At 66.7% G+C, this 22814-nt stretch carries 16 protein-coding genes and 1 tRNA gene; 12 read left to right on the top strand and 5 right to left on the bottom strand.

What is annotated here, in order from left to right:
- Positions 1-421 precede the first annotated feature (421 nt).
- From HL653_RS17825 to HL653_RS17840, 4 genes are all read left to right on the top strand, one after another.
- Positions 422-721, top strand: a complete 300-nt coding sequence (locus HL653_RS17825) for a ribbon-helix-helix protein, CopG family (protein ID WP_171745703.1) — start codon at positions 422-424, stop codon at positions 719-721.
- Entirely contained in the window at positions 718-2721 is a 2004-nt protein-coding gene (locus HL653_RS17830; RefSeq protein ID WP_171745704.1) for a type IV secretion system DNA-binding domain-containing protein, read from the top strand. Before HL653_RS17825 ends, HL653_RS17830 begins: the two co-directional genes overlap by 4 nt.
- Positions 2718-5657, top strand: a complete 2940-nt coding sequence (gene mobF, locus HL653_RS17835; protein WP_171745705.1) for a MobF family relaxase — start codon at positions 2718-2720, stop codon at positions 5655-5657. The genes HL653_RS17830 and mobF overlap by 4 nt, the downstream gene beginning before the upstream one ends.
- A 600-nt stretch (positions 5658-6257) precedes the next feature.
- On the top strand, positions 6258-6563 hold the full coding sequence (locus HL653_RS17840; protein WP_171745706.1) for a helix-turn-helix domain-containing protein: 306 nt from the start codon (positions 6258-6260) through the stop codon (positions 6561-6563).
- Between the two features lie 3 nt (positions 6564-6566).
- Here the strand turns inward: HL653_RS17840 and HL653_RS17845 are convergent, their stop codons facing one another.
- Entirely contained in the window at positions 6567-8021 is a 1455-nt protein-coding gene (locus HL653_RS17845) for a tyrosine-type recombinase/integrase (protein ID WP_367613571.1), read from the bottom strand.
- A tRNA-Thr gene (locus HL653_RS17850) sits at positions 8022-8097 on the bottom strand.
- A gap of 133 nt (positions 8098-8230) precedes the next feature.
- Between HL653_RS17850 and HL653_RS17855 the strand changes: the two genes are divergently transcribed.
- Positions 8231-9268, top strand: coding sequence for a hypothetical protein (locus HL653_RS17855; RefSeq protein ID WP_171745707.1), 1038 nt, complete (start codon positions 8231-8233; stop codon positions 9266-9268).
- Between the two features lie 124 nt (positions 9269-9392).
- On the top strand, positions 9393-14054 hold the full coding sequence (locus tag HL653_RS17860) for an NAD-glutamate dehydrogenase domain-containing protein (protein ID WP_171745708.1): 4662 nt from the start codon (positions 9393-9395) through the stop codon (positions 14052-14054).
- A 144-nt stretch (positions 14055-14198) separates the two neighbouring features.
- Here the strand turns inward: HL653_RS17860 and HL653_RS17865 are convergent, their stop codons facing one another.
- The gene (locus HL653_RS17865) at positions 14199-14990 is read right to left on the bottom strand and encodes an arginyltransferase (protein WP_171745709.1); all 792 of its coding nucleotides are present in this window, start codon (positions 14988-14990) and stop codon (positions 14199-14201) included.
- A gap of 257 nt (positions 14991-15247) precedes the next feature.
- On the opposite strand from HL653_RS17865, the gene hemC reads away from it, so the two are divergent.
- The 3 genes from hemC to HL653_RS17880 are packed head-to-tail and all read left to right on the top strand — an operon-like array spanning position 15248 to position 17738.
- Entirely contained in the window at positions 15248-16162 is a 915-nt protein-coding gene (hemC, locus tag HL653_RS17870; RefSeq protein ID WP_171745710.1) for a hydroxymethylbilane synthase, read from the top strand.
- Positions 16162-16872, top strand: coding sequence for a uroporphyrinogen-III synthase (locus HL653_RS17875; protein WP_367613572.1), 711 nt, complete (start codon positions 16162-16164; stop codon positions 16870-16872). Before hemC ends, HL653_RS17875 begins: the two co-directional genes overlap by 1 nt.
- A gap of 38 nt (positions 16873-16910) precedes the next feature.
- Entirely contained in the window at positions 16911-17738 is an 828-nt protein-coding gene (locus HL653_RS17880) for an MICOS complex subunit MIC60 (protein WP_253717015.1), read from the top strand.
- A gap of 46 nt (positions 17739-17784) precedes the next feature.
- Here HL653_RS17880 and HL653_RS17885 read toward each other — a convergent pair whose 3' ends face one another.
- Positions 17785-18582, bottom strand: coding sequence for an inositol monophosphatase family protein (locus tag HL653_RS17885; RefSeq protein WP_171745712.1), 798 nt, complete (start codon positions 18580-18582; stop codon positions 17785-17787).
- Positions 18582-19805: a bifunctional glutamate N-acetyltransferase/amino-acid acetyltransferase ArgJ gene (gene argJ, locus HL653_RS17890; RefSeq protein WP_171745713.1), complete on the bottom strand. Its 1224-nt coding sequence runs from the start codon at positions 19803-19805 to the stop codon at positions 18582-18584. The genes HL653_RS17885 and argJ overlap by 1 nt, the downstream gene beginning before the upstream one ends.
- Before the next feature lie 190 nt (positions 19806-19995).
- Here argJ and HL653_RS17895 point away from each other — a divergent pair, with 190 nt between their 5' ends.
- Genes HL653_RS17895 through HL653_RS17905 form a run of 3 tightly spaced genes read left to right on the top strand, consistent with a single transcriptional unit; the run spans position 19996 to position 22774 of the window.
- Positions 19996-21849: a pilus assembly protein TadG-related protein gene (locus tag HL653_RS17895; RefSeq protein WP_171745714.1), complete on the top strand. Its 1854-nt coding sequence runs from the start codon at positions 19996-19998 to the stop codon at positions 21847-21849.
- Positions 21846-22352, top strand: coding sequence for a TadE/TadG family type IV pilus assembly protein (locus HL653_RS17900; protein WP_171745715.1), 507 nt, complete (start codon positions 21846-21848; stop codon positions 22350-22352). Before HL653_RS17895 ends, HL653_RS17900 begins: the two co-directional genes overlap by 4 nt.
- Positions 22349-22774, top strand: coding sequence for a TadE/TadG family type IV pilus assembly protein (locus HL653_RS17905; protein ID WP_171745716.1), 426 nt, complete (start codon positions 22349-22351; stop codon positions 22772-22774). Before HL653_RS17900 ends, HL653_RS17905 begins: the two co-directional genes overlap by 4 nt.
- Positions 22775-22814: the final 40 nt, after the last annotated feature.

Below are 22814 nucleotides of genomic sequence, written 5' to 3' on the forward strand. Positions count from 1 at the left end.
ATTTGAAGCCCTCTTTCAGCCTGTGAAGGCTCTGGTGCCTGTGCCGACCAGCTATAGTGATAGAAATCCGTGGTTTCCATACCACAACGGGTAACTGGGAGATCGCCGCTCATTCGTTTGCGTGTGCAAGGTTTGTCTCTGAAATATATGCCGCTCTCCGCTCGCCGAAGCTTCGCTAAAAGCAGAGGCCGTCCGCCTATACCCATTGAGGCCGGATCGGCCGGCGCCGGTATGGTAAGGCAACCAAGAGGATTTTAGAACGGCGTGGCAGAGGTCGATGCCGCGCCACGAATCTTCGTAAAGCAGGTGCAGTCTTGATTTAAGATCTTCGCTCGACGCGGTCTAAGTTGCGAGGCGAACGGACTGACGATATAGTAATTTCGCTTCGGACCGCTGCGACCGAGTCTCTTCGGAGGCTCGAATGTCGCGCATCAGTGTTCGACTGGACCCCGCTTTAGGCGAACGGCTGCAAGTGCGCGCCGCTGGCGCGGGACTCTCGCTTTCTGCCTTCGCAAGATCGGTCCTTGAGCAGGCTGCCGACCCATCTGATCGCTACGTCTACTCTTCGCAGGACGAGATCTTCGCGACCTGTATCCAGATCCTGTCGATCCTTGCGACATCGGTCGGCGATCGCGCGCCGGATACGCTCGCTCGCGGCATGAACGAGGCAAAAACGATGCTCCGCCAGCGCGGCTTGCTCGATCCCGAGCGAGACCGGTGAGCATCTTCCGCAACGACGCGCTGGGTTCGTGGACGCGGGGCGGACAGGCGATCGTCCACAATGTTCGCATGACCACGCAGGTGTTCATGCAGACAATGGTCGCCGGCATCGCGCTTTGGGTGGTCGGAACAATCTGGTGGGCGCTCGAGCATTGCACGGCTTACGAGCGGTACGTCGCGGTCAAGCTTATCGAGGCGACCTTAAAGACCGACGCCGCCGCCGGGACCAACGACCCGGTCCGTTTCAAGACGCCGGGCGGCCGGGTTTACTGGACGTCGGCGGACTGGCTCATGGCGTCGTCGCTTGGTAAGCGCACGTTGCATTCGCTTGAGGTCCAAGTGCTGCACGGAGCACTGGTCGCCGGGGCTTTTTCGCTGCTGGCCCTGCTTTTTGCCTGGTACTCCTTCACGCGCACCGGACGCGGCTTAGGATCGAACGAATATCTGCGCGGCGCGCGCTTCGGGACTGTAAACGAGGTCCGACGCATCCTGCGCCGCCATCGGATGGGGAGCTTCACGATCGGAAGTGTGCCCATTCCGGATATCTTCGAGCCGGAACATGTCCTGCTCTGCGGCGCACCCGGCACAGGCAAGACCAATATCATCGTCAAGATGCTCGACGGCGTCCGCAAAGATGGCCGTCGCGCGATCGTCTACGATACGGCCGGCACCTTCGTGGAGAAGTTCTATCGGCCCGGCGTGGACGTCATCCTGAACCCGCTAGACTGCCGGACCAGCCGCTGGTCACCCTGGGGGGACGTCCCCCGCGATTATCATTACGATCAGATCGCCGAATCCACGATCCCGGACAAGGCGGGCGACCCATTCTGGGCCAAGGCGGCGCGCGGCACTTTGGTCGCGGTGTTGCGCAAACTCGCCCGCGAAAAGCAGATGCTGGTGTCGGTCCTGCTCGATCGCCTGCTACGCTCGAAACTCAAGGATCTCGCCGCCTTCGCCGCCGGCACCGATGCGGCGGCGTTCATCAGCACCGAAGGTGAGCGGACCTCGGCCGGCATCCAGGCCGAGCTTGCATCGGTCATGCGCAGCTTCTCCTACCTCGACGATACGCGCAAAGGTCTCTCGATCCGCGAGTGGGTCGAGAATGAAGACGGGGACGGTTGGCTCTTTATCTCGGTGAAGGCCGACCAGCTGCCGTCGCTCCGGCCGCTCATCACTGTCTGGCTCGACATCGCCATCTCCGCGATCATGAGCCTCGCGCCCGATCGCGACCGCCGTCTCTATTGTGTAATCGATGAGCTGCCGACGCTACAGAAGCTGCCGTCGCTCTCCGACTTCCTCGCTCGAGCCCGCAAATATGGCGGCTGCGGGATCCTCGGCTTCCAGTCCTATCCGCAGCTCGAGGCGACCTACGGCATTCAGGATGCCGCCGCGATCACCGGCTATTGCTCGACCTGGGTGGCGCTCCGCGCGAACGACACTCTGACCGCCAAGCACGTCTCGGAAAATCTCGGCCAGGTCGAGCAGGTCGAGGCCAACGAGGGCATGTCCTATGGCGTCAACGATATGCGAGACGGCGTGAACCTATCGCGCATCCAGGTGACGCGGCCGCTGGTGATGCACACCGAGGTCACCAACCTTCCCAACCTGTCGGGCTTCCTGCGGTTCGGGCGCAACCTTCCCGTCGTCCGGTTCGCCGACAGCTTCAACACGGTGGCGACCGTGGCGGAGGGTTTCATCGAGCGGGACCGGTCGCCCGAGCGCGATACCGATGCCGAACGGCTTCGTGAGATCGCTACACCCGCGCTGGAGCCCGACGACGATCCCGCTGGTGATTTCGAGCCTGAACACCCCATCGACGCGCCGGACGAGGTTATCGACAAGGTCACTCAGCCCGAGCCCTCCGTCCAGATCGACGACCCGGTCCCCACGCCAGCCGGCCCGACAGCCGAACTGCTGGCTCCCGCGCGAGGCCGCATCCGGATCGAGGTCGACGTCTATGACCGCGAGAATGGCCCGGCGCACCGGGCTCGGCCGGCATGATCCATCCGCGTCGCCTCAAGGGCAGTCCGGCCAATGTCGCGCGTTATTACACGGTCGGCGATTACTACCGGAAGGGCGCCGACGAGCCTTCACAATGGGGTGGGGCGCTGGCCGAAGAGCTGGACCTTGAAGGCGCGGTGGATCCCGCGACGTTCAAGGAGCTTCTCGCCGGTCGAATCGGCGACCAGCAGCTCGGCCGTCATCGCAGCGACGGCCAGATCGAGCATCATCCGGGCTGGGACTTCGCCGTCAACGCGCCCAAGTCGGTCTCGATCATGGCGCTCGTTATGGGCGACGAGCGCATCACCGAAGCGCACGAACGCGCCGTTGGGACCGCGCTTTCGTATCTGGAGGAGCACGCAGCGCTCCGTCGGCGTGACTCGGGCGAGATCGTCCACCACACGACCGGTCGACTCCTGTTCGCGCTCTTCACCGAGCATGCGAGCCGCGAGCTCGATCCGCATCTTCATACCCACGTCGTCGTCATGAACATGACCAATGGCGAGGATGGCGCGCCGATCGCGAGCCTCGAGACCCGCGCCATGTTTGCAGAGCAGATGGTGGCCGGTCAGGTCTATCGGAACGAGCTGGCCCACGGCCTGCGCCACCTTGGCTACGAGATCGAATTCGATCCGCGCCGCGGTCTGTTCGAGATCATCGGCGTGCCGAAGTCCTTCATCACCGAGACCTCGCAGCGCGCCGAACAGATCGAGATCCACGCGCGCGAGCTTGGCCTGACGGGGCAGGCAGCGCGCCGGAGGTCATTCTACGAGACCCGGCCGGCCAAGGAGAAAACGGACCTCAGCTCGCTCAAGGCGCGCTGGGCCGCGCGGGCGGAGCCCTATCGCAAGGTGCTCGACGCGACATTGGAGGGCGCCAACGGGAGACCCGATCGCGAGGAGCTCAGCGCACTGTCCGACGCGCGTCGGGCCGCACTGTTCGGGATCCGGCAGGCCGATACCCGCGAGGCGGTCAGCAACCTCGGCGAGATGATCCGCATAGGTCTGGCCTCGCACGTCGGCGAGGTTCGGCTTGAGGATGTCCGGCCGCTTCTTGCAGCGCATGAAGCGCGCGCCAAGCTGCTCGCGACGCGCGAGCCGACTGGCGATCGCACGCTCACGCGCGGGCGCACCACGCGTCGGACCGCGAAGCTGGAGATGGCGCTCTCTCAGCATCTCGCGCTGGCGCTCGATGATGCGCGGCCAATCGCGTCGGCCGATCGATTGCTGGTTGCCCTGGAGGGGGCCGGGCTCACCCCGCACCAAGAGCAGGCACTGGTCACTATCGCCACATCGCGCGATCGCGTGACTGGGATCCATGGTGTCGCAGGCGCGGGCAAATCGACGTTGATCCGTTCGCTGCGCGAAGCAGCCGAGCCCGGCACCACGCTGATCGCCTTGGCCCCGACATCGTCCGCCGCCGCCAACCTCGGCGATATCGCCGGCATCGAGTCGCGGACCGTCGCGAGCCTGCTGGCCGGCGGCGGGCGTGGCATTACCGATTCCCATGTGCTGGTGGTCGACGAAGCGGGTCAGCTCGGCAACCGCCAGGCGCAGCGCCTGCTCGAAATCAGCCGGGAGACGGGTGCCCGGCTGATCATTCTCGGCGACAACAAGCAGACCGGCGCGATCGAACAGGGCAAGCCCTTCTGGCTGATGCAGCGGCTTGGCCTTCCGACCGCGCAGCTCACCGAATCCCTCCGCCAGGAAACCCGCTCGATGAAGGCGGCGGTGACGCAGGCGCGCCTCGGCAATCACGCCGCCTCGCTTTCCTATCTCGACAAGGTGACGAGCGGGGAGGGGGCCGACGAACTCGCCCGCAGCCTCGTCGCCGAATGGACGCGACTGAAGCCCGAGAGCCGGGCGACCACCAACATCCTTGTGCTCGACAACGCGACCCGGCTCGTCGTCAACACGCAGGTTCGCGAAACGCTGAGGCGGGAAGGGGTGGTGGCCGCAGAGGACACCCGGCTCCAGATCCTGACGTCGGCCGGAATGTCGGATCAGGAGAAGCAGGTCGCGCGCTTCTATTCTGGCGGGCAGGTGGTGACGTTCGGGCGCGACAATGCCGGGCTCGGGATCGCGCGCGACAGCGAACATCGCGTCGTCGGCACCGGTCGCGATGCCAACGGCCGCCAGGTCGTGAAGTTGGTCGACGAGAATGGGCGGATGATCCGATGGGACCCGCGGGTGGGCTCGGCGCGCCATGTGAACGTCTTCAACCGCGAGGAGCGCGATCTTGCCGCCGGCGACCGCATCCAATGGCGCCTCGTCAGCCGCGATCTCGATCTCAAGAATGCCGAGCGCGGGACTGTCGTCGAGATGCGCGGCGCAGTGGCGACGATCAGATGGGACCGCGGCGACCGCGCCCGGGACGTCGATCTCTCGGTCCATAAGACCTGGGATCATGGCTATGCCGAGACGGTCTACTCGTCCCAGTCCAAAACTTATGCACGCGCCTATGTGCTCGCTCCGGTAAATTCGTCGCTGGTGAACGGCCAGAATTATTACACCGCCATCACCCGCGCCCGCTTTGGTGTGAAGCTCTGGACCGAAGATCCCGAGCGGCTGGTCGAGAAGCTCGATCGGTTCAGCGGCGAGAAGACATCCGCGATCGAAGGGCTTGGGCGCCTCGGCCGCGACGGTCGTGACGCGCTCGCCCGGCGCCATGCGCCGTCAATCGATCGGCTTCGTGCCGAGCAGATCCAGACACGACAGGAGCTTCGGGATAGGGTTCTCGCAGCCAGGCTAGATCGTCGGGGTGCGCCTGCGAACTTGACCGACCGCCTCGCAAGCGGTGCCCGGTCCATCGCCGAAATGCTCGACGCTTTGCTGGCTCGGCTTTCCACGCAAACCCAGACCAGGGCTGACCGTGATCCTCGTCCCTCGGGCGAAAGGAGCGTGCATCATGCGCGGTCTCATTCACCGGAGCGATAAAGCCCCAGAGCGCCGGCTTGCCAGGCTTTCGTGCCTCGGGGCCGCCTGCCTGTTTGTATCGGCTGCCTCTTCGACTCCCATCCGAGGGGCGATCCCATTGACGGCCAGCCACGAGCAAAGGGTCGGAAGCTGCATTTTGACGGCAGCCGCCGGTCACCAATGGCTTGAACGGACGCTTTGGGGACTTCGAGACCAGGAGGGAGGCTGGGAAGGCGCGGAAATCCGAAACAGGGATGGCTCGAGCGACCTTGGTCCCTTGCAGATCAACAGCCAGTGGGTTGTCCGGCTCGCTGCTCTCACGAGACGGCCTGACGATCAGATCCACGCGGCCTTAGCTCATGACACCTGTTTCAATGTCCGGGTCGCGAGCTGGCTGTTCCTCACAGCCCTTTCCCGCGCCGGCGATTATTGGTCCGCGATCGGGATGTACCATTCTCCAGACCCCCGCCACGGACGCACCTACGCCCAAAACGTAGCGCGCAAGATGATCAGCCGATTTGGTGAGACTGTGTTCGGGCGGGGCGCATCGCCACCGACCAAGACCGGTGACACCGCCATCCGGCACGCGGTTCCGCCAGCCCATCACTGCAGGAGTAGGTCATGAAACCGGAAGAAAGACTGCCGAAGGCGTCCGCCAGTCGCGCGAATTCGGTCAATCGAACGGCTTTGGACGCATCCCCGTTCGCGATCGCCTGGGAACCCATTACGGTTCGCATCCCGGCAGCGATCAAAATGACAGGGATCGGGAGATCAAAGCTTTACGAGCTGATCAAGGCTGGAGAGATCGAGACCGTCAAGATCGGCTCTTCAACGCTCATCAAAGTGGACAGCTTGCAGAGGCTGCTCGGTCTCTCGCCCCTAGCGACTCCAGACCGATCCGGCAGCCGCGACGACGGTCGTTTCTGACGTTCAGAGCGCGCCGCGCCGCACACCTCCTGCGAGGCTCCTCCGGGAATATGCGGCCCCTCTTGTGGCCGCAGCGGGTGCAAAGCTCGGCCGCAGGATTTTCGCGCCGGCGCGAAGTTGGTCGAGGTGATCCGACCACCATTGGGCCATCTCGACGCGCTCGTCCCAATGCGCCCCACGGTGATAGGCCGCGCGCACTCCATTCCGCTCTCCATGCGCAAGCGCGCGCTCGATCGCGTCCGGATGCCAAAGACCACATTCGTTCAACAAGGTGGAGGCGGTTGCTCGGAAACCGTGTGAGGTCATATCCTCCTTCCCGTAGCCGAGCCTGCGCAGCGCCGCGTTCAGGGTATTCTCGCACATCGGCCGCACGGTCGAACTGAGGGCCGGAAACATATATTTCGTGCTTCGCGCCATTCCCTTGAGCTCTCTAAGAAGCGCAAGCACCTGACGGGAGAGCGGCACGACGTGCGGCTGCTTCATCTTCATGCGATGCGGCGGCAAACGCCAGACGCTGGCATCCCAATCGATTTCACTCCACTCGCCCTGCCGGAGCTCACCCGGGCGAAGGAAGACGTGCGGCGCGATCCTGAGCGCGAACAGGGTTTCGGCCTGGCCGCCATAACCTTCGATCGCCCGCAACAACTCGCCGACATCCTTGGGATCCAGGAGGGCCGCATGGTGTTTGGCGCGCGGTGCGATCAGGGCCCCCTTCAGGACATCGGCCGGGTTGGCGGTGGCACGTGCCGTGACGATCGCATAACGAAAGACACGAGACGAGAAAGCGCGCGTCCGGTTCGCCGTTTCGCGGTGCCCGCGCCGCTCGAGCTTGCGAAGCGCGGCGAGGAGCTCCTGCGGCGTGATGTCGGACACGGGCAGGGGGCCGATGTCGCGATCGAGCAGGTCGCGAAACCAGCGCGCCTTCTTCATCGTGGCGGCCGATTTCTCTTCGGCCTCCATCTTCTCGAGATACTCGTCGGCCACCAGGCGGAACGTGGTCGCCGCCCTCAGTTCGCCGGCGAGCTTCTCGCGGCGGCGGATGGCGAGCGGATCCTGCCCTTCATCGATCATGCGGCGGGCATGGTCCCGACGATCTCGGGCATCCTTGAGGGAAACCTCAGGATATTGGCCGAGCGACATCTTCCGCTCGATCCTGTTGAAACGGTATTTCAGCCGCCAGAGTTTGGCGCCGGATGGCTGGACAAGGAGGAACAGGCCTCGCTCATCCGTCAACTTATAGGGACTCGCCTTTGATTCGGCGTTCCGGACCTCGATCGCAGTGAGAGCCATGGACGTGGGGCCACCAGAAATTCGGGTTTCGCTCGTGGCCCCAAAAAGGCCCCCAAAATCGTCCGGATGGGGACGAATTCGAGCGGACACTCCCGGATTGCCGAGAGCGATTTTACCATATTTTCCAATGGTTTTCAGCGAATTTCTGAATGGCCACGGATGGCCCAATGGTGCCGCTTACAGGACTCGAACCTGTGACCCCCGCATTACGAATGCGATGCTCTACCAGCTGAGCTAAAGCGGCGTCCGGCGCGTCCCCTATACGGGCTTTTCGGAGACCGCAAGCGGCTCGTTCAGTTTACCTTTCAGCAACCCTTAAAGCGCATCGGTATTTCCGTGGCGCGGGGGCGCTCACGATTGGCGGGATCAGGATTACGATGGCGATCGGGACGGGACGGGACGGGACGGGAACGGATGCCGGCCCAACCTTCGAGCCGCTGCCTATCATCGGCAGCGAGCGCCGGCTCCATGTGCGGGCGTTCCATTATTGGCGCGCGCGGGCCGATGGCCGCCCGATGCCGCGTCTGGAAGACTGCGCCGATCTGAGCGAGGCCGGCTTTGCGCGTCAGATGATTCTGATCGATCTGGCCAAGGGCGACAGGCCGGCGCGAATCCGTGCGGTCGGCCGCGATCTGGTCGAGGAGGTTCCCAATGCCGAAATTCCGGCCGGCAGCCTGATCGACGAGCTTCTCGTAAGGCTGCCGACCGTGGCGCTTCAGCGCGCGCCTGTCGGCTTCGAGGCTGAAGCACCGGCGGGCGAGGATCTGGGCCGCTGCTTCCGGGGCATTCTTCTGCCCATCGCCGGTGACGATGATGCGATCGCGCACGTGCTGGGCGTGATCAGCTGGCGTCAGGTGGCGGCCGAACATCCGGGCCGCGAGATCATGGCCGCGGTAGCCAGCCTGCCGACCGCGCCGCGCGCGGCGGACGGTGGATCGCCCTGGTCCGCGGATCCCGTCACGCGGCGGCTTCCCGCAGCGGCGACGCCGGAGGAAAGGCTGGCCTCGGCCCGCACCTGGAAGGCGCTGGCGGGCATGGACCGCACGCGGTCGCGCACGCATTTCCATGCCGCCATCGGCGCGGCCTATGACGCCGTGGCCGATCTGCCGACGGACGAGACCGCCGGGACGCTTCTGTCCGTATTCGATGACGCACCCGAACTGCCGCTGATCGAGCAGGCCATCGAGCATGCCCGCCTGCTCGCGATCGGCGGGCATGAGCTGGCCAGCTGGCTGGACGGGCTGCCGGGCGGGCTCGCCGAGTTCATCGCCCAGCAGGACGCCGCGCTGGAACCCGAGGCGGAGCCGACCCGCATGCGTTTCCGCCTGTCGTCGCTCGATGCCGATCTGCTGGCGCCCGCTCCCCGGCGCGACAAGGACTCGCGAACCCTGCCGAAACGCCGCGCCTCGCGCTGATATCCGGCGGCAGGCCCGCTTCGTCGCTCCGCTTGTGCTGATAACCGGCGAAGCGCATATCGCCCTCCCATGACAGCATGGAACGAGGGTGGCCGCACCGATGGCCGCCCCGAGGAGCGGATGCATGGATGCGGAACTCGCCGAAGCCGGAACGGAGATGATCTTGGACAAGTCGATGGGGGAGGCCATCGCCGCTTCCCTGACCAGTGGAGCACTGCCTGGCGAAACGGACGGGTTTGATGAGGCCAGCCGCGCGGAGGCTGCGGCCTTCGTGATGGCAACCGCCTCGGAGCGGCGCCCCGGAGAAGCGGCGCTGCGGATCGAATCGATCGGGGGCGAGGGCGCGCGGCGCCGGATGCGCGTTGCGATCGTCAATGACGACATGCCCTTTCTGGTGGATTCGGTTGCCGGCGCGCTGGCGGATCAGGGCATCGATATCCACCGGCTGCTGCATCCGGTCGTCGCCGCGCGACGCGATGGCGAGGGGCGCCTGATCGAGCTGATCCGGGGCGAGGCCAGCGGCGAGCGCCGGGAATCGATGATCTATATCGAGGCGGATCGCGCCGACGCGAAGGCACGCCGCGCGCTGGAAAGCGAGATCGGCAGCACGCTCGGCGACGTGCGGCTGGCCGTGGAGGACTGGCCGCGCATGCAACTGGCGCTGCGCGATGCCGCGACGACGCTGCCCGATGGCGAGGGCGCCGCCTTGCTACGTTGGTTCCTGGAGCGCCACTTCACCTTGCTGGGCGCGCATGTCGAGGCACGCGACGGCTCGTGCCGCGACGGGCTGGGCATCCTGCGACGCGACGGCGATCCGCTCTGGACCGATGCGGCCCGCGCCGAAGCCTTCCGCTGGTTCGAGCGCGGCGGCGATGCGCCGCTGGCGATCAAGAGCGATCGCCAGGCGCGCGTGCATCGTCGCGGCGCGCTGGACATGCTGGTGGTGCCGGTTCGCGGCGACACCGGCGTCGAGGCGCTTTCCATCCATGTCGGCCTGTGGACCAGCGCAGCCCTGCGCTCGCCATCGGACAAGGTGCCGGTGCTGCGCGCCCGGCTGCGTTCGATCGAGGAGAAATATGGGTTCGATCCGGCGGCCCATGCCGGCAAGGCGCTGCGCCATGCGCTGTCGGCGCTGCCGCACGATCTGCTGGTCGGGCTCGCGCCGGATGGACTGGAGGACGTGGCGCTCACGGCGATGTCGCTGGCGGATCGCCCGCGCCCGAAGCTGGTGATCGCGGCGGGGCCGCTGCGGCGGCATCTTTACGCCTTTGTCTGGTTGCCGCGCGAGGCTGTGTCGACCGCGCTGCGCGTGGCGATCCGCAACCTGTTGTCGGAGGCGACGGAGGCCCCCGTCTCCAGCTGGTCGCTGGAAACCGGGGGAGAGGGCGATCTCGCTCTGCTGCGTTTCACGCTCGATCCGGGCGCGGGCGCGACGATGCCCGATGTCGCGGCACTGGATCACGCGATCGAGGCGATGCTGCGCGGCTGGGCCCCCGCCGTCGAGATCGCGCTGGGCCAGACGGTGAATGCTACGCGCGCCGCCCGCCTGACGATCGATTGGGCCGAGCAGTTTCCCGCCGCCTATCGCAATGTCGAGGGGCCGGCCGAGGCCGCGGCGGACGCGCTGCAACTGGATGCGCTGGGTGACGAACGCGCCCGCGGCACGCGCATCGCGCCCGCTGCGGACGGCGAAGCGAAGCGGCTGCGGCTCAAGACCTATCGTCTCGGTGGACTGATGTCGCTGTCGTCGGCCGTGCCGGTGCTGGAGAATTTCGGCTTCACGGTCCTGTCGGAGCGCCCGACGCGCATGGCCGATGAGCGGCAGGCCTATATCCACGATTTCCTGCTCGAGACGCGCGATGCGGCGATCGTCGACAGCGTGCTGGCGCGAAGCGAAAATGTGAGCGCGGCGATCACGGCGGTGCTGGAAGGCAAGGCCGAGGATGACGCGTTCAACGCGCTGGTCGTCTCGGTCGGCTTGAGCCCCGCCGATGTGCTACTCCTCCGGGCGTGGTTCCGCTATCTGCGGCAGACCGGCCTGGCTTATGGTCTGCAGACGGTGGCCGATGCCTTGGCACGCTCCGCCAGCGTTACCAAGGATTTGCTGGCCTTCTTTCACGCCCGGCATGATCCGAAGAACGCCAGCGACGGGGCGGACGAACTCGCCCGGATCGACGAGGGCCTCGCGGCCGTCGCCTCGATCGAGGATGATCGCATCCTGCGGCGCCTGCGCGGGCTGGTGCTGGCGATCTTGCGGACCAACGCGTTCACACCGGCCTCCGAGGAGGCGCTCGCCTTCAAGCTCGATTCCGCCGAGGTGCCGAATTTGCCGCGCCCGCGTCCGTGGCGCGAAATCTGGGTCTACAGCCCGCGCGTCGAGGGTATCCACCTGCGCGGCGGCCCGATCGCACGCGGCGGCCTGCGCTGGTCCGATCGTCGCGACGACTTCCGCACCGAAATTCTGGGCCTGATGAAGGCGCAGGTGGTGAAGAATGCCGTGATCGTGCCGACGGGGGCGAAGGGCGGCTTCTATCCCAAGCAACTGCCTTCGCCCACCGATCGTGATGCCTGGCTGGCCGAAGGGACGGAGAGTTATCGTATCTTTATCCGTACCTTGCTGTCGGTGACGGATAATCTGGTGGAAGGCGCCGTCGTCCATCCGGACGGCGTGACGATCCGCGATGGCGACGATCCCTATTTCGTCGTCGCCGCCGACAAGGGCACGGCCACCTTCTCCGATGTCGCCAATGCGATCGCGGTGGAGCGCGGCTTCTGGCTGGGCGATGCCTTCGCCAGCGGCGGCAGCGTCGGCTATGACCATAAGGCGATGGGGATCACGGCGCGCGGTGCATGGGTTTCCGTCCAGCGTCATTTCAAGGAGATGGGGATCGACGTTCAGACCGATCCCGTCACCGTCGTCGGCTGCGGCGACATGTCCGGCGACGTGTTCGGCAACGGGATGCTGCTGTCGAAGTCGCTGAAGCTGGTCGCCGCCTTCGATCATCGCCACATCTTCCTCGATCCCACGCCCGATGCGGCGCGGAGCTGGGAAGAGCGTGCGCGCATGTTCGCGCTGCCCCGGTCTTCGTGGGCGGATTATGATGCCGGGCTCATCTCGGACGGCGGCGGCATCTTCCCGCGCACGCAGAAGAGTATTCCGCTCTCGCCCGAAATCCGGGCCGTGCTGGGCATCACGGAGTCCGCGCTCGATCCCTCCTCGCTGATCAGCGCGATCCTGAAATCTCCGGCCGACCTGCTCTGGTTCGGCGGCATCGGCACCTATGTGAAGGCCGCGGCCGAAGGCAATGTGGAGGTGGGCGACGCCGCCAACGATCCGCACCGCGTGAATGGCGAGGAATTGCGCGTGAAGGTGGTGGGCGAGGGCGCCAATCTGGGCGTCACGCAGGCCGGCCGCATCGCCTTTGCCGAGCGTGGCGGGCGCATCAACACCGACTTCATCGACAATTCGGCGGGCGTCGATTGCTCGGACAATGAGGTCAACATCAAGATCGCGCTCAATCGCGAGATGAACGAGGGGCGCCTGCCGTTCGAGGAGCGCAACATCTTCCTCGCCGGCATGACCGACGAAGTGGCGCGGATCGTGCTGGAGGATAATCGCCTCCAGACGCTCGGCCTGTCGCTGGCGGAGCGGGGCGGTGCCGCCGCATTGCCGGGCCAGGTGCGCGTCGTCGAGATCCTGGAAGGCATGGGCCGGATCGATCGCGCGGTCGACGGGATCGAGCCGAACGAGGCCCTGTTCCGGCGGGCGCGCGAGGATCGCGGGCTCACGCGGCCCGAACTGGCGGTACTGCTGAGCCACGGCAAGCTCGCGCTGCAGGCGGCGATCGAGGCCACCGAAGTCGCGGCCGATCCCTGGTTCCAGCCTTTGCTGCGCGCCGCCTTCCCGCCGCAGATGCAGGCGCGCTTCGCCGAAGCGATCGATGCGCACCGGCTGCGGCCGGAGATCGTCGCCACCAAGATGGCGAACCGGGTGGTCAACCGGCTCGGCCTCGTCGGGCCGTTTGAGCTTTCCGAGGAAGAGGGCGTCACGCTGGCCGACGTGGCCGCGGCCTATTTCGCGGCGGATGCCCTGCTCGGCTTCGAGGCGCTGTTCGCGCAGATCGAGGATGCCCCGATGAGCGAAAGCGCCCGCCTGCTGTTGCTCGACATGGCGGGGCATGGTGCGCGGCTGCATGTCGCGGATCTTCTCCGGGCCTGCGGCGGACGGATCGAACCGGAAGCGATCGTGCGCGATCTGAAGCCGGGCCTCGATCGCCTTTCCGAAGGGCTGGACTCGCTCCTGCGGGACGATGCCCGGACGCAGGCCAAGGCGCTGCAGGCGCGGCTGGTCGATGCTGGTGGTGACGAGGCGCTCGCGGATCGCATCGTCCAGCTGTTCGAACTGGACGGCGCGGTCGGCACGGCGGCGCTCGGCGCCCAGATCGGACAGAACGAAATGGCGCTGACCGAGGCCTATGTGCGGCTGGGCGAGACGCTCGGCATCGATTGGGCGAAATCGGCGGCGGTGCGCTTCGTTCCGGCCGATCCGTGGGAGCGACTGCTCAGCGCCGGCCTCGCGCGCGATTTCGAGCAGCTCCGTCTCGATTTCTTCGCCCGGTTGGGCGGAGACAATCCGGGGGCCGCGCTGGATGTGTGGCTGGCCGAGAATGAGACGGCGGTGGCGCAGTTCGTCCAGCTCGTCGATCGGGCGCGGCGTGCGCCGACCGTGACTGCGGCGATGCTCGCGCAGATCGCGGCGCAGGCACGCGGGCTGCTTTCCCGCTAGACCGATCGACAGGAGAGGGGCGGGCGACCGCCTCTCTTCCCGTCTGTCGGCGGGGCTGCGTGGGGATCGGCGAGAAGAGCATGATTTCGCGCGGGTCAGCTCCGCGCAGGCCGATCCGCTCCGTTCAGGCGGTGAATGCCCCGATCAGAGGCGCGGGAATTTGAAGCCGCCGGGCATGGGTGGCGCACCGGGCTCCACGTCCGCCACGTCGAGGCGGCGCCAGCCATTGGGGCTCAGGCGCTCCATCGGCTGGAAGCGCGTCTTATACTGCATCCGGGCCGAGCCCTTCACCCAATAGCCGAGATAGACGTAGGGCAGGCCGGCCGCATTGGCGCGGACGATATGATCGAGGATGATGAAGGTGCCGAGACCGGGGCGGTCCTCCAGATCAGGCTCGAAGAAACTGTACACCATCGACAGGCCGTCCGACTGCTGATCGGTCAGGCAGGCGCCGATCAGGCGGCCGGGGCGGCCGTTGGTGGAGGGCTCGCGATATTCGACGACGAAGGTGGTGACGGGCGTCTGCTCCACCATGTCGGCGAAATCCAGCTCGTCCATCTCGGCCATGCCGCCGCCGGGATGGCGCGCGGAGAGATAGCGGCGGAGCAGGCCATATTGCTCCTCGGTCGTCCACGGGCGGCAGGCGCTGATCTCGAGATCGGCATTGCGGCGCATCAGCTTGCGCTGGGTGGAGTTCGCCTTGAACTCGCCCGCGACGACGCGGACGGACACGCAGGCCTGGCAATCGATGCAGCTCGGCCGGTAGGCGACGCCCTGGCTGCGGCGGAAGCCGATTCGGCCCAGCGCCTCGTTCAGCTCGGCGGCATGCGGTCCGGCGAGTTCGGTGAAGACCTTTCGCTCCGTGCGCCCGGCCAGATACGGGCACGGCGCAGGGGTCGTCACGAAGAAACGCGGAAATTTGAATTGCGCGCTCACCGCCCGATCACGCCCCTACCGCTTCAAATGACCCCATCCGGGCTTATGCCGTCAGCACGCCCGCATGGAAAGTCCGTTTACCACCAAAGATGGTTGCGGAATCCTTGCCATGGCAAAATATCCGGCAAGTCGAGCGTCTTTCCTTCCCGGAGACGAAAGAAGGGGCCTGCTCCGACGGGCGATACGATCGGTGGGATCGGTTGCACCTCGGGAACGATCCGCTTGATCGCCCGACGCGGACGCGTACAGGCGCTTGCATGTTTCCGCTTCGACTTGGCACCCGTGGTTCCCCGCTCGCGCTGACGCAGGCCGATATGGTTTCGGCCGCGCTCCGTGCCGCGCACGGCTGGAGCGAGGAAGCGATCCGGATCGTGCCGATCCGCACGACCGGCGATCGTATCCAGGATCGCGCGCTGGCCGAGGTCGGCGGCAAGGCGCTGTGGACCAAGGAACTGGATCGCGCCTTGTTCGACGGCGATGTCGATTTCGCGGTCCACTCGATGAAGGACGTCGAGACGATTCGGCCCGAAGGCATCGTCATCGCGGCGATGCTGCCCCGTGCCGACGTGCGCGATCGGCTGATCGGCGCGGAGACGGTCGCGGCGCTGCCGCAGGGCGCACGCATCGGCACCTCGTCGCCGCGCCGCGCCGCACAACTCCGCCGGCTGCGTCCCGATCTCTCGGTCGTGCTGTTTCGCGGCAATGTCGATACGCGGCTGGCCAAGCTGAAGCAGGGCGAGGCGGACGCCACGTTGCTGGCGGCGGCGGGGCTCGACCGGCTGGGCCGGGCCGAGATCGGCCATGCGATCCCGATCGAAACGATGCTGCCCGCGCCCGCGCAGGGCGCCGTGGGGATCGAGACTTTGGCGACCCGCACGGAGATCGCCCGGCTGATCGCGGCGATCGATCATGGCCCGACGCATCGCTGCGTCGCGGCCGAGCGCGCCTTTCTGGCGGCGCTGGGTGCGGACTGTCGCTCGCCCGTGGCGGCGCTGGCGGTGGAGGAGGGCGAGACGATCCGCCTGCGCGCCGAGATATTGAGCGAGGCCGGGGAAACGCAGGTCGGCGGCGAGGCCGTGTTCGCGGCGGAGGATCCGGCGGGGCCGGCTACGCTGGGTCGTGACCTGCTCGCCCGCGCCGATCCGGCCCTGCGCGCGCTTTTCGCGGGCTGATGCGCCTGCTGGTGCTCCGTCCCGAGCCGGGCGCGCGCGCCACGGCCCAGCGGATCGCCGCGCTCGGCCACGAGGCGATCGTCACGCCTCTGTTCACGGTGGCACCGGTGGCGTGGCAGGCGCCCGATCCCACCGATCATGACGCGCTGATCCTGACGAGCGCCAATGCCGTCCGTCATGCGGGGCCGGGGCTGGCGGATCTGGCGGGGCTTCCCGTCTATGCGGTGGGCGCCGCGACGGCGACGGCGGCGCGCGAAGCCGGGCTCTCGGTACGCGCCGCCGGCCTTTCCGATGGCGCCGCGCTTTTGGCGCATGCCGCTGCCGATGGCGTGCGGACACCGCTGCATCTGGCCGGGGCCGATCATCGCGCGATCTCGCAGGACGGGTGCGAACTGCGCCGGATCATCGTCTATCGCGCCGATCCGGTGGCGCGCCTGCCCGATGAGGCGCGGCGGGCGCTGGCGGATGGCGCCATCGCGCTGCTCCATTCTCCGCGCGCCGCCGCCTTGTTCTCCGGCCTCGTCGCGGAGGGCGAAATTCCGCGCGGTTCGATCGCGATCGCGGCCATCAGCGCCGCGACCGCACGGGCGGCGGGAGAAGGTTGGCGCTCGACAAGTCTCGCCGCCTTGCCCACAGACGAGGCCCTGTTGGCGGCGGCACTGCTGCTGTGCCAGACAGAGGCGGGGATGCAGGACCGCGCAGGGGTGTGATGGACGAGAGGGATTTTCTCGGAAAACCGCGACGGCGCGTGTGGACGCCGTTGCTCGCGATCCTGCTGGCCTTTGCGGGCGGCGGGGTGGCGATGGGCTATGCCGTCCATAACTGGAGCAAGCTGGCGCTGCTGGTGAAACCCGCGCTGCCTGTGCCCGTGCCGCCCAAGCCGATCCGCACCACGCCGCTGTTCGTGGCGCCGCCCAACGCCGTCACCGATCCCGCGATCATCCAGCGGGTCGATGCGCTCGATGCCCGGGTCGAGGCGATCGACAGCCAGGCGCGCGAGGCCAGCGGCAATGCCGATCGGGCCGAGGCGCTGCTGGTGGCCTTCGCCGCGCGCCGCGTGATCGATCGTGGCCAGCCACTCGGCTATCTGGAGACGATGCTCCGCAACCATTTCGGCGGGGTCGAGCCGCAGGCGGTGGCGATGACCATCGCCTCTTCCCAGCGCCCCGTGACCTTGGCGTCCCTGCAGGATGGTTTCGTCGCCCTCTCGCCATCGCTGGTCGCGCGACCACCGCAGGAAAGCTGGTGGAAGGGGTTCAGCCGCGAGATGAGCGCGCTTTTCGTGATCCGCCGCGCCGATACGCCCTCCGCCTTGCCGGACGATCGCCGCGATCGTGCGCGCCTCGCGCTGGAGCAGGGGCAGGTGGAACTGGCACTGACCGAAGTGGCCCGGTTGCCGGGGGCGGCAGCGGCGAAGGACTGGATGGCGTCCGCGCGGCGCTATGTGCTGGTGCATAATGCGCTGGACCGGATCGAGACGGCGGCGTTGCTGGCGCCCCCACCCGTGCCGGCGCCTGCCGCGCGGGTCGCCGAGCCTGTAGCGGCTCCTGCTCCGGTTGTGCAGCAGAAGCCATAAGTCAGGCCAATCAGTGCTCCTGCGAAAACAGGAGCACCGTGAGCGATCACCCCAGCAATATCTCGCGCACCTGATCCCACAGCGCGGGGGTGGCGGCGGCGAGCAGGCCGAAACCGGGTTTGTCGACGCGATACAGCGAGCCGTCGAAGCGGGCCATCTTGCCGCCTGCTTCGGTCAGGATCAGTTCGCCGGGCGCATGATCCCACGGAAACGCGCGCCAGAAAAGCGCCGCGTCGTTCTGACCGAGGATGACACGCGGATATTGCTCGCCCGCGCAGCGCGGGACCGGCACGTTGGCAAGCCGGCCCGGCAGGCGTCGCTCGAAATCGGCGCGCACGTCCGCAGGCAGGAATTGCGTGGCGAGCGCGGCGACGGGCAGGGGGCTGCCGGTCGGTTTCGTCATGACCCGCGCGCCGTCGACATACGCGCCGCCGCCTTTCACCGCATGGAGCAGGCGCCCGCTGACCGGATCGAGGATCCAGCCGGCCTGCGTCTCGCCGTCCGCCACCAGCGCGATCATGATCGCGAAGGGCGTGATGCCCTCGGCATAATTGTTCGTGCCGTCGATCGGATCGACGATCCAGACGAGGCCGCTGCCGATCCCGTCGAGCAGACTCGCATCGGCCGCGACGCCTTCCTCGCCGATCATGCGCGCCTCGGGCAGGATCTTCGCGAGGCCTTCGCCCAGTCGAGCCTCGGACTCGCGATCGGCCACCGTGACGAAATCGCCCGGCGCCTTCTCGATCACGTCGCTTTCCGCCAGCGCCCGGAAATGGGGAAGGACGACATCCGTTGCCACCTGCCGCATCAAAGCGGCGACGGGCGCGATCAGCGACGCGCTCATCAGCTGCGATAATCCGCGTTGATCGAGATGTAGCCGTGCGTGAGATCGCAGGTCCACACGGTCGCGCGGCCCTCGCCGAGGCCAAGATCGACGCCGATCTCGATCTCCTGCCCCTTCAGATGCGCGGCAACGGGGGCCTCGTCATAGCCGGTCACGGCGAGGCCGCCGGTGGCGACCTGCGTGCTGCCGAAGCGGATCGAAAGCTGGTCGCGCTCGGCCGGTTCGCCCGCCTTGCCGACGGCCATCACGACGCGCCCCCAATTGGCGTCCTCGCCCGCAATCGCCGTCTTCACGAGCGGGGAGTTGGCGATCGACATGGCGATGCGGTGCGCGCTCTCGTCGGAGGTGGCGCCGGCCACCTCGACCGCGATGAACTTGGAGGCGCCTTCGCCGTCGCGCACCACCAGATGCGCGAGCTGGCGGCAGACGTCGGCGATCGCCGCCTGGAATGCGTCGGCGCCCTCATCCTCGATGCTGGCGAGCGGGGCGTTACCCGCCTTGCCGGTGGCGAAGGCCAGCACCGTATCCGACGTGGACGTGTCGCCATCCACGGTGATGCAGGAGAAGGTGGCGGCGTTGGCGCCGTCCATCATCTTCTGGAGCAACGGCGCCTCGATCGCGGCATCCGTGAAGAGATAACCGAGCATCGTCGCCATATCCGGCGCGATCATGCCCGAACCCTTGATGATGCCGACGATGGAGACGGTGGTGGCGCCGATCACCGCCGTCGCCATCGCCGCCTTGGGGAAGGTGTCGGTGGTGGAGATGGCCTCGGCCGCCTCGCGCCAGCTCGCCTCGGGGGCGGAAAGCGCGGCGTCGATCCCGGCCTCGGCCTTGTCGATCGGCAGCGGCACGCCGATCACGCCGGTCGACGAGACGAACACGTCGGAGGGCTGGCAGCCGGTGGCGCCGGCCACGCGCGCCGCGATCGCCTCCACCGCCGCGCGCCCGCGATGGCCGGTGAAGGCATTGGAATTGCCGGCATTCACGACCAGCGCGCGCGCCTGCCCCAGCACCAGGGCCTGGCGGCACCATTCCACCTCGGGCGAAGGGCATTTGCTCCTGGTCGTCACGCCCGCGACGACCGTGCCCGGATCGAACGCGGCATACGTGAGATCGGCGCGATCCCACGTCTTGTAATGCGCCCGCGCGACGGCGACGCGGACGCCCGCGATCGGCGGCAGAGCGGGGAAGGGGACGGCGAGGGGCGAGACGTCGGTCATGGCGACGCGATGGCATCGGAATGCGCTGTTGTGAAGCGGCCTTGAAAACGGCGTGTCACGATCGCCGATGCGGCCGGCAGTTCGGTCCATTTTCGAATTAACTGCTCGGCGAAGGACCTCGTTAACGCTGTCGGGTTAACAGCCTGACATCGTGTTTAGATCGCTAATCCGCCATTCTTGGCTTCGCCGCTTGATGCGAAGCGATCGGGGATCCATCGCGGTCCTCGGCGCTCTCGCCTTGTCCTCGGTGCTGGCCATGTCCGGTTTGGCGGTCGAACTGGGCACGGGCTATGCCGCCAAGATCCGCAACCAGCGCGCGGCGGATATGGCGGCACTCGGCGCCGCCGTGGCGTACAAGGCCGGCGGACAGGATATCAAAGTCGCCACCGACGCGGCCAACGATATCGCCGTGGCCAACGGGCTTCCCTCGGGCGTGGCGACCGCCTCGCAGGTGACGGTGAACGGCCAGAGCGCATTGAAGGTGGTGATCACCACCCCCGTGCCGATCGCGCTGGCTCGCGCGGTCGTGAACAGCGGCAGCTATGACGTGACGACGGCGGCCTATGCGTCGCTCGTCAGCAATACGACGCCCGCCTGCATCCTCGCGCTCTCTTCCAATACCACAAGCGTGACGGCCTCGGGCGGCGCCAGCATCAGCGCGCCGGGCTGCTCGGTCACGAGCAACGGCACGATCGCGTCGGACAATTCGAGCGCCAAGATCACCGCCAAGCAGGTGGTGGGCAAGGCGATCGCCGACACCGCCGCCTCCTACAATCAGAACGCGATCACGACCACGCCGGTCGCCAAGAACATCAAGACGCAGCCCAACGCCGCGGTGGACACGGTGAAAAACAGCACCGCCGTCCAGACGGCGCTCTGCTATGTGAACAAGCTGACCGGGAATAACGATCCGGACTATCAGGGCGGGAACAAGAACTGCACCAGCCCGCTGGTGGTGCCGACCGTATATTCCAACACCAGCTCGACCGACTGGTCATCGGATTGGGGCGGCAAGAGCAGCAGCGGCTTCAATCAGTACACGAACGGCAGCTGCAATTACACGATCCCGGCCGGCACCTACACGATCCGCGATCTGACGATCGGCGGGGGCTGCTCGATCAAGTTTCTCAGCGGATCGACGCTCACCTTCCGCAACGTCAACATGTCCGGCGCGACGATGACGTTCGGGGATGGCGACATCACCATCACCGGCACGTTCACGGTGAGCGCCAACGATCCGATCACGATGGGCAACGGCAATCACAGCTTCGGCCAGATCTCGATCGGCGGCGGCAAATCGCTGACGATGGGAACGGGCAATTTCAATCTCGTCGGCGCGCTCACGCTTTCGGGCGGCGCGCATCTGCGGGTGAATACGGCCGCGACCAACACCGTGATCATCGGGAACGACGGCAGTTCCAGCAATCCCAAGGCCATCTCGGTCGATGGCGGCAGCGATGCCTGCTTCACTTCCGATTGCTCGGCGCCGACGGCGGCGGCCGGAACGTTCAGCGCGAGCGGCTATATCAGCACGGCGGGTGGCACCACTATCGTCTTCCCCAAATCGGCCATGCATGTGGTGAAAGGAAATCTGGCGCTGCAGGGCTCGGCGATCATGGGGGACGGCCTCTATGTCGTCGGCGGCGATTGGACGAACGGCACGGGCGGGGCGATGACGGGCGTGAACGTCACCTTCGCGCTGGGCGGCTCGTTCAATTTCGCGGGCGGCACCTCGTTCGATCTTGCCGCACCCACCGCATCCAGCGGCTACGGCATAACGGACATGCTGATCCTGACCAAGACCTCCTCCGCCACGGGCATCAGCGCGGGATCGAACGGCAAGGCCTCGGGCCTGATCTATGCGCCCAATTCCGCGTTCAGCTCGTCCGGCGGCTCGTCCATCTCGGGCAACGGCTCGGCCTGCATGATGCTCGTCGTCAACTCGGTTTCGGTCACGGGGTCCGGCACCGTCAACACCGCCAACTGCTCCAGCCTGTCGAACGGCAGCGGTAGCGGCAGCGCCACCGTGAGCCTGATCCAATGACGCCCCTGACCTCTCTTCTCCGTCGCCTTGGCCGGGACCGGCGCGGCGTGGCGGCCGTGGAGTTCGCTTTGATCTCCACCTTCCTGTTCGCGACATTGATGGTCGGGCTCGATTTCGGCTTCTACATCCAGCAGAAATTGCGCCTGGGCTCCGCCGTCGAGCAGGCGGCGATGCTCGCCTACAACCAGCAGGTGGCGAGCGACACGTCCGCGATCAGCAACTATGTCCGCAATTTCTCCGGCGTGAAGGTCGCGCCCACCGTGGCGATCACCTGCAACGGCACGACGAGCTGCGGCGACGGCAAGTGCAGCTGCATCACCTCGACCGGAACCTTCGCACTGGCCGCAGCCTGCAACACCAGCTGCTCCGCTTATGGTTCGCAGGCCGTATCCGGCAATTATCTGAAGATCGCCGCGACGACGCCCTATAGCGCGGTGATCGTTCCCGATCGCTATCTCGGCGGCAAGACGATCAGCCAATATGCGGTGGTGCGGCTGCAATGAGCCTGCCGCGTCGCTTCGCCGCCGACGCGCGCGGTGCCACCACCGTCGAGTTCGCGATCGTGGCCCCGGCCTTCCTGATGATGCTGTTCCTGCTGCTGGACGGCGGTCGGATGATCTTCGCCAAGCAGGCGCTGAACGAACTGGCGACCGCCTCCGCCCGCTGCGCCGCGCTGAAGCCCACGGGATGCACGACGGCGGCCGAGGTGCAGAGCTGGACCGTCAGCCGCGGCAACACCCGCTCGGCAATGGCGCTGACCACGACGATGGTGGCGGTCGTCCCCTCGACGACCTGCAACGGCCAGAGCGGCATGGCGCAGGCCACCATCTCCGTACCCTTCAAGAAGGGTGCGATGACCTTGCTGCCCCAGTCCGTCGCGCCGGCGAACCTGACCTCCACCTCCTGCTTCCCCGTACCGAACTGATCGGACGATCCGCGCATTAGCGGTGGATAAGTCGCGCGCG

This window comes from Sphingomonas sp. AP4-R1, assembly GCF_013113735.1.
In the GTDB taxonomy this organism is placed as follows: Bacteria; Pseudomonadota; Alphaproteobacteria; order Sphingomonadales; family Sphingomonadaceae; genus Sphingomonas_I.

What these genes read in the sequence shown, in the direction of transcription:
- HL653_RS17825 (WP_171745703.1), top strand. Translation starts at nt 422, where the DNA reads ATGTCGCGCATCAGTGTTCGACTGGACCCCGCTTTAGGCGAACGGCTG.
- HL653_RS17900 (WP_171745715.1), top strand. Translation starts at nt 21,846, where the DNA reads ATGACGCCCCTGACCTCTCTTCTCCGTCGCCTTGGCCGGGACCGGCGC.
- hemC (WP_171745710.1), top strand. Translation starts at nt 15,248, where the DNA reads ATGTTTCCGCTTCGACTTGGCACCCGTGGTTCCCCGCTCGCGCTGACG.
- HL653_RS17855 (WP_171745707.1), top strand. Translation starts at nt 8,231, where the DNA reads ATGGCGATCGGGACGGGACGGGACGGGACGGGAACGGATGCCGGCCCA.
- HL653_RS17860 (WP_171745708.1), top strand. Translation starts at nt 9,393, where the DNA reads ATGGATGCGGAACTCGCCGAAGCCGGAACGGAGATGATCTTGGACAAG.
- HL653_RS17885 (WP_171745712.1), bottom strand. Translation starts at nt 18,582, where the DNA reads ATGAGCGCGTCGCTGATCGCGCCCGTCGCCGCTTTGATGCGGCAGGTG.
- mobF (WP_171745705.1), top strand. Translation starts at nt 2,718, where the DNA reads ATGATCCATCCGCGTCGCCTCAAGGGCAGTCCGGCCAATGTCGCGCGT.
- HL653_RS17905 (WP_171745716.1), top strand. Translation starts at nt 22,349, where the DNA reads ATGAGCCTGCCGCGTCGCTTCGCCGCCGACGCGCGCGGTGCCACCACC.
- argJ (WP_171745713.1), bottom strand. Translation starts at nt 19,805, where the DNA reads ATGACCGACGTCTCGCCCCTCGCCGTCCCCTTCCCCGCTCTGCCGCCG.
- HL653_RS17840 (WP_171745706.1), top strand. Translation starts at nt 6,258, where the DNA reads ATGAAACCGGAAGAAAGACTGCCGAAGGCGTCCGCCAGTCGCGCGAAT.
- HL653_RS17875 (WP_367613572.1), top strand. Translation starts at nt 16,162, where the DNA reads ATGCGCCTGCTGGTGCTCCGTCCCGAGCCGGGCGCGCGCGCCACGGCC.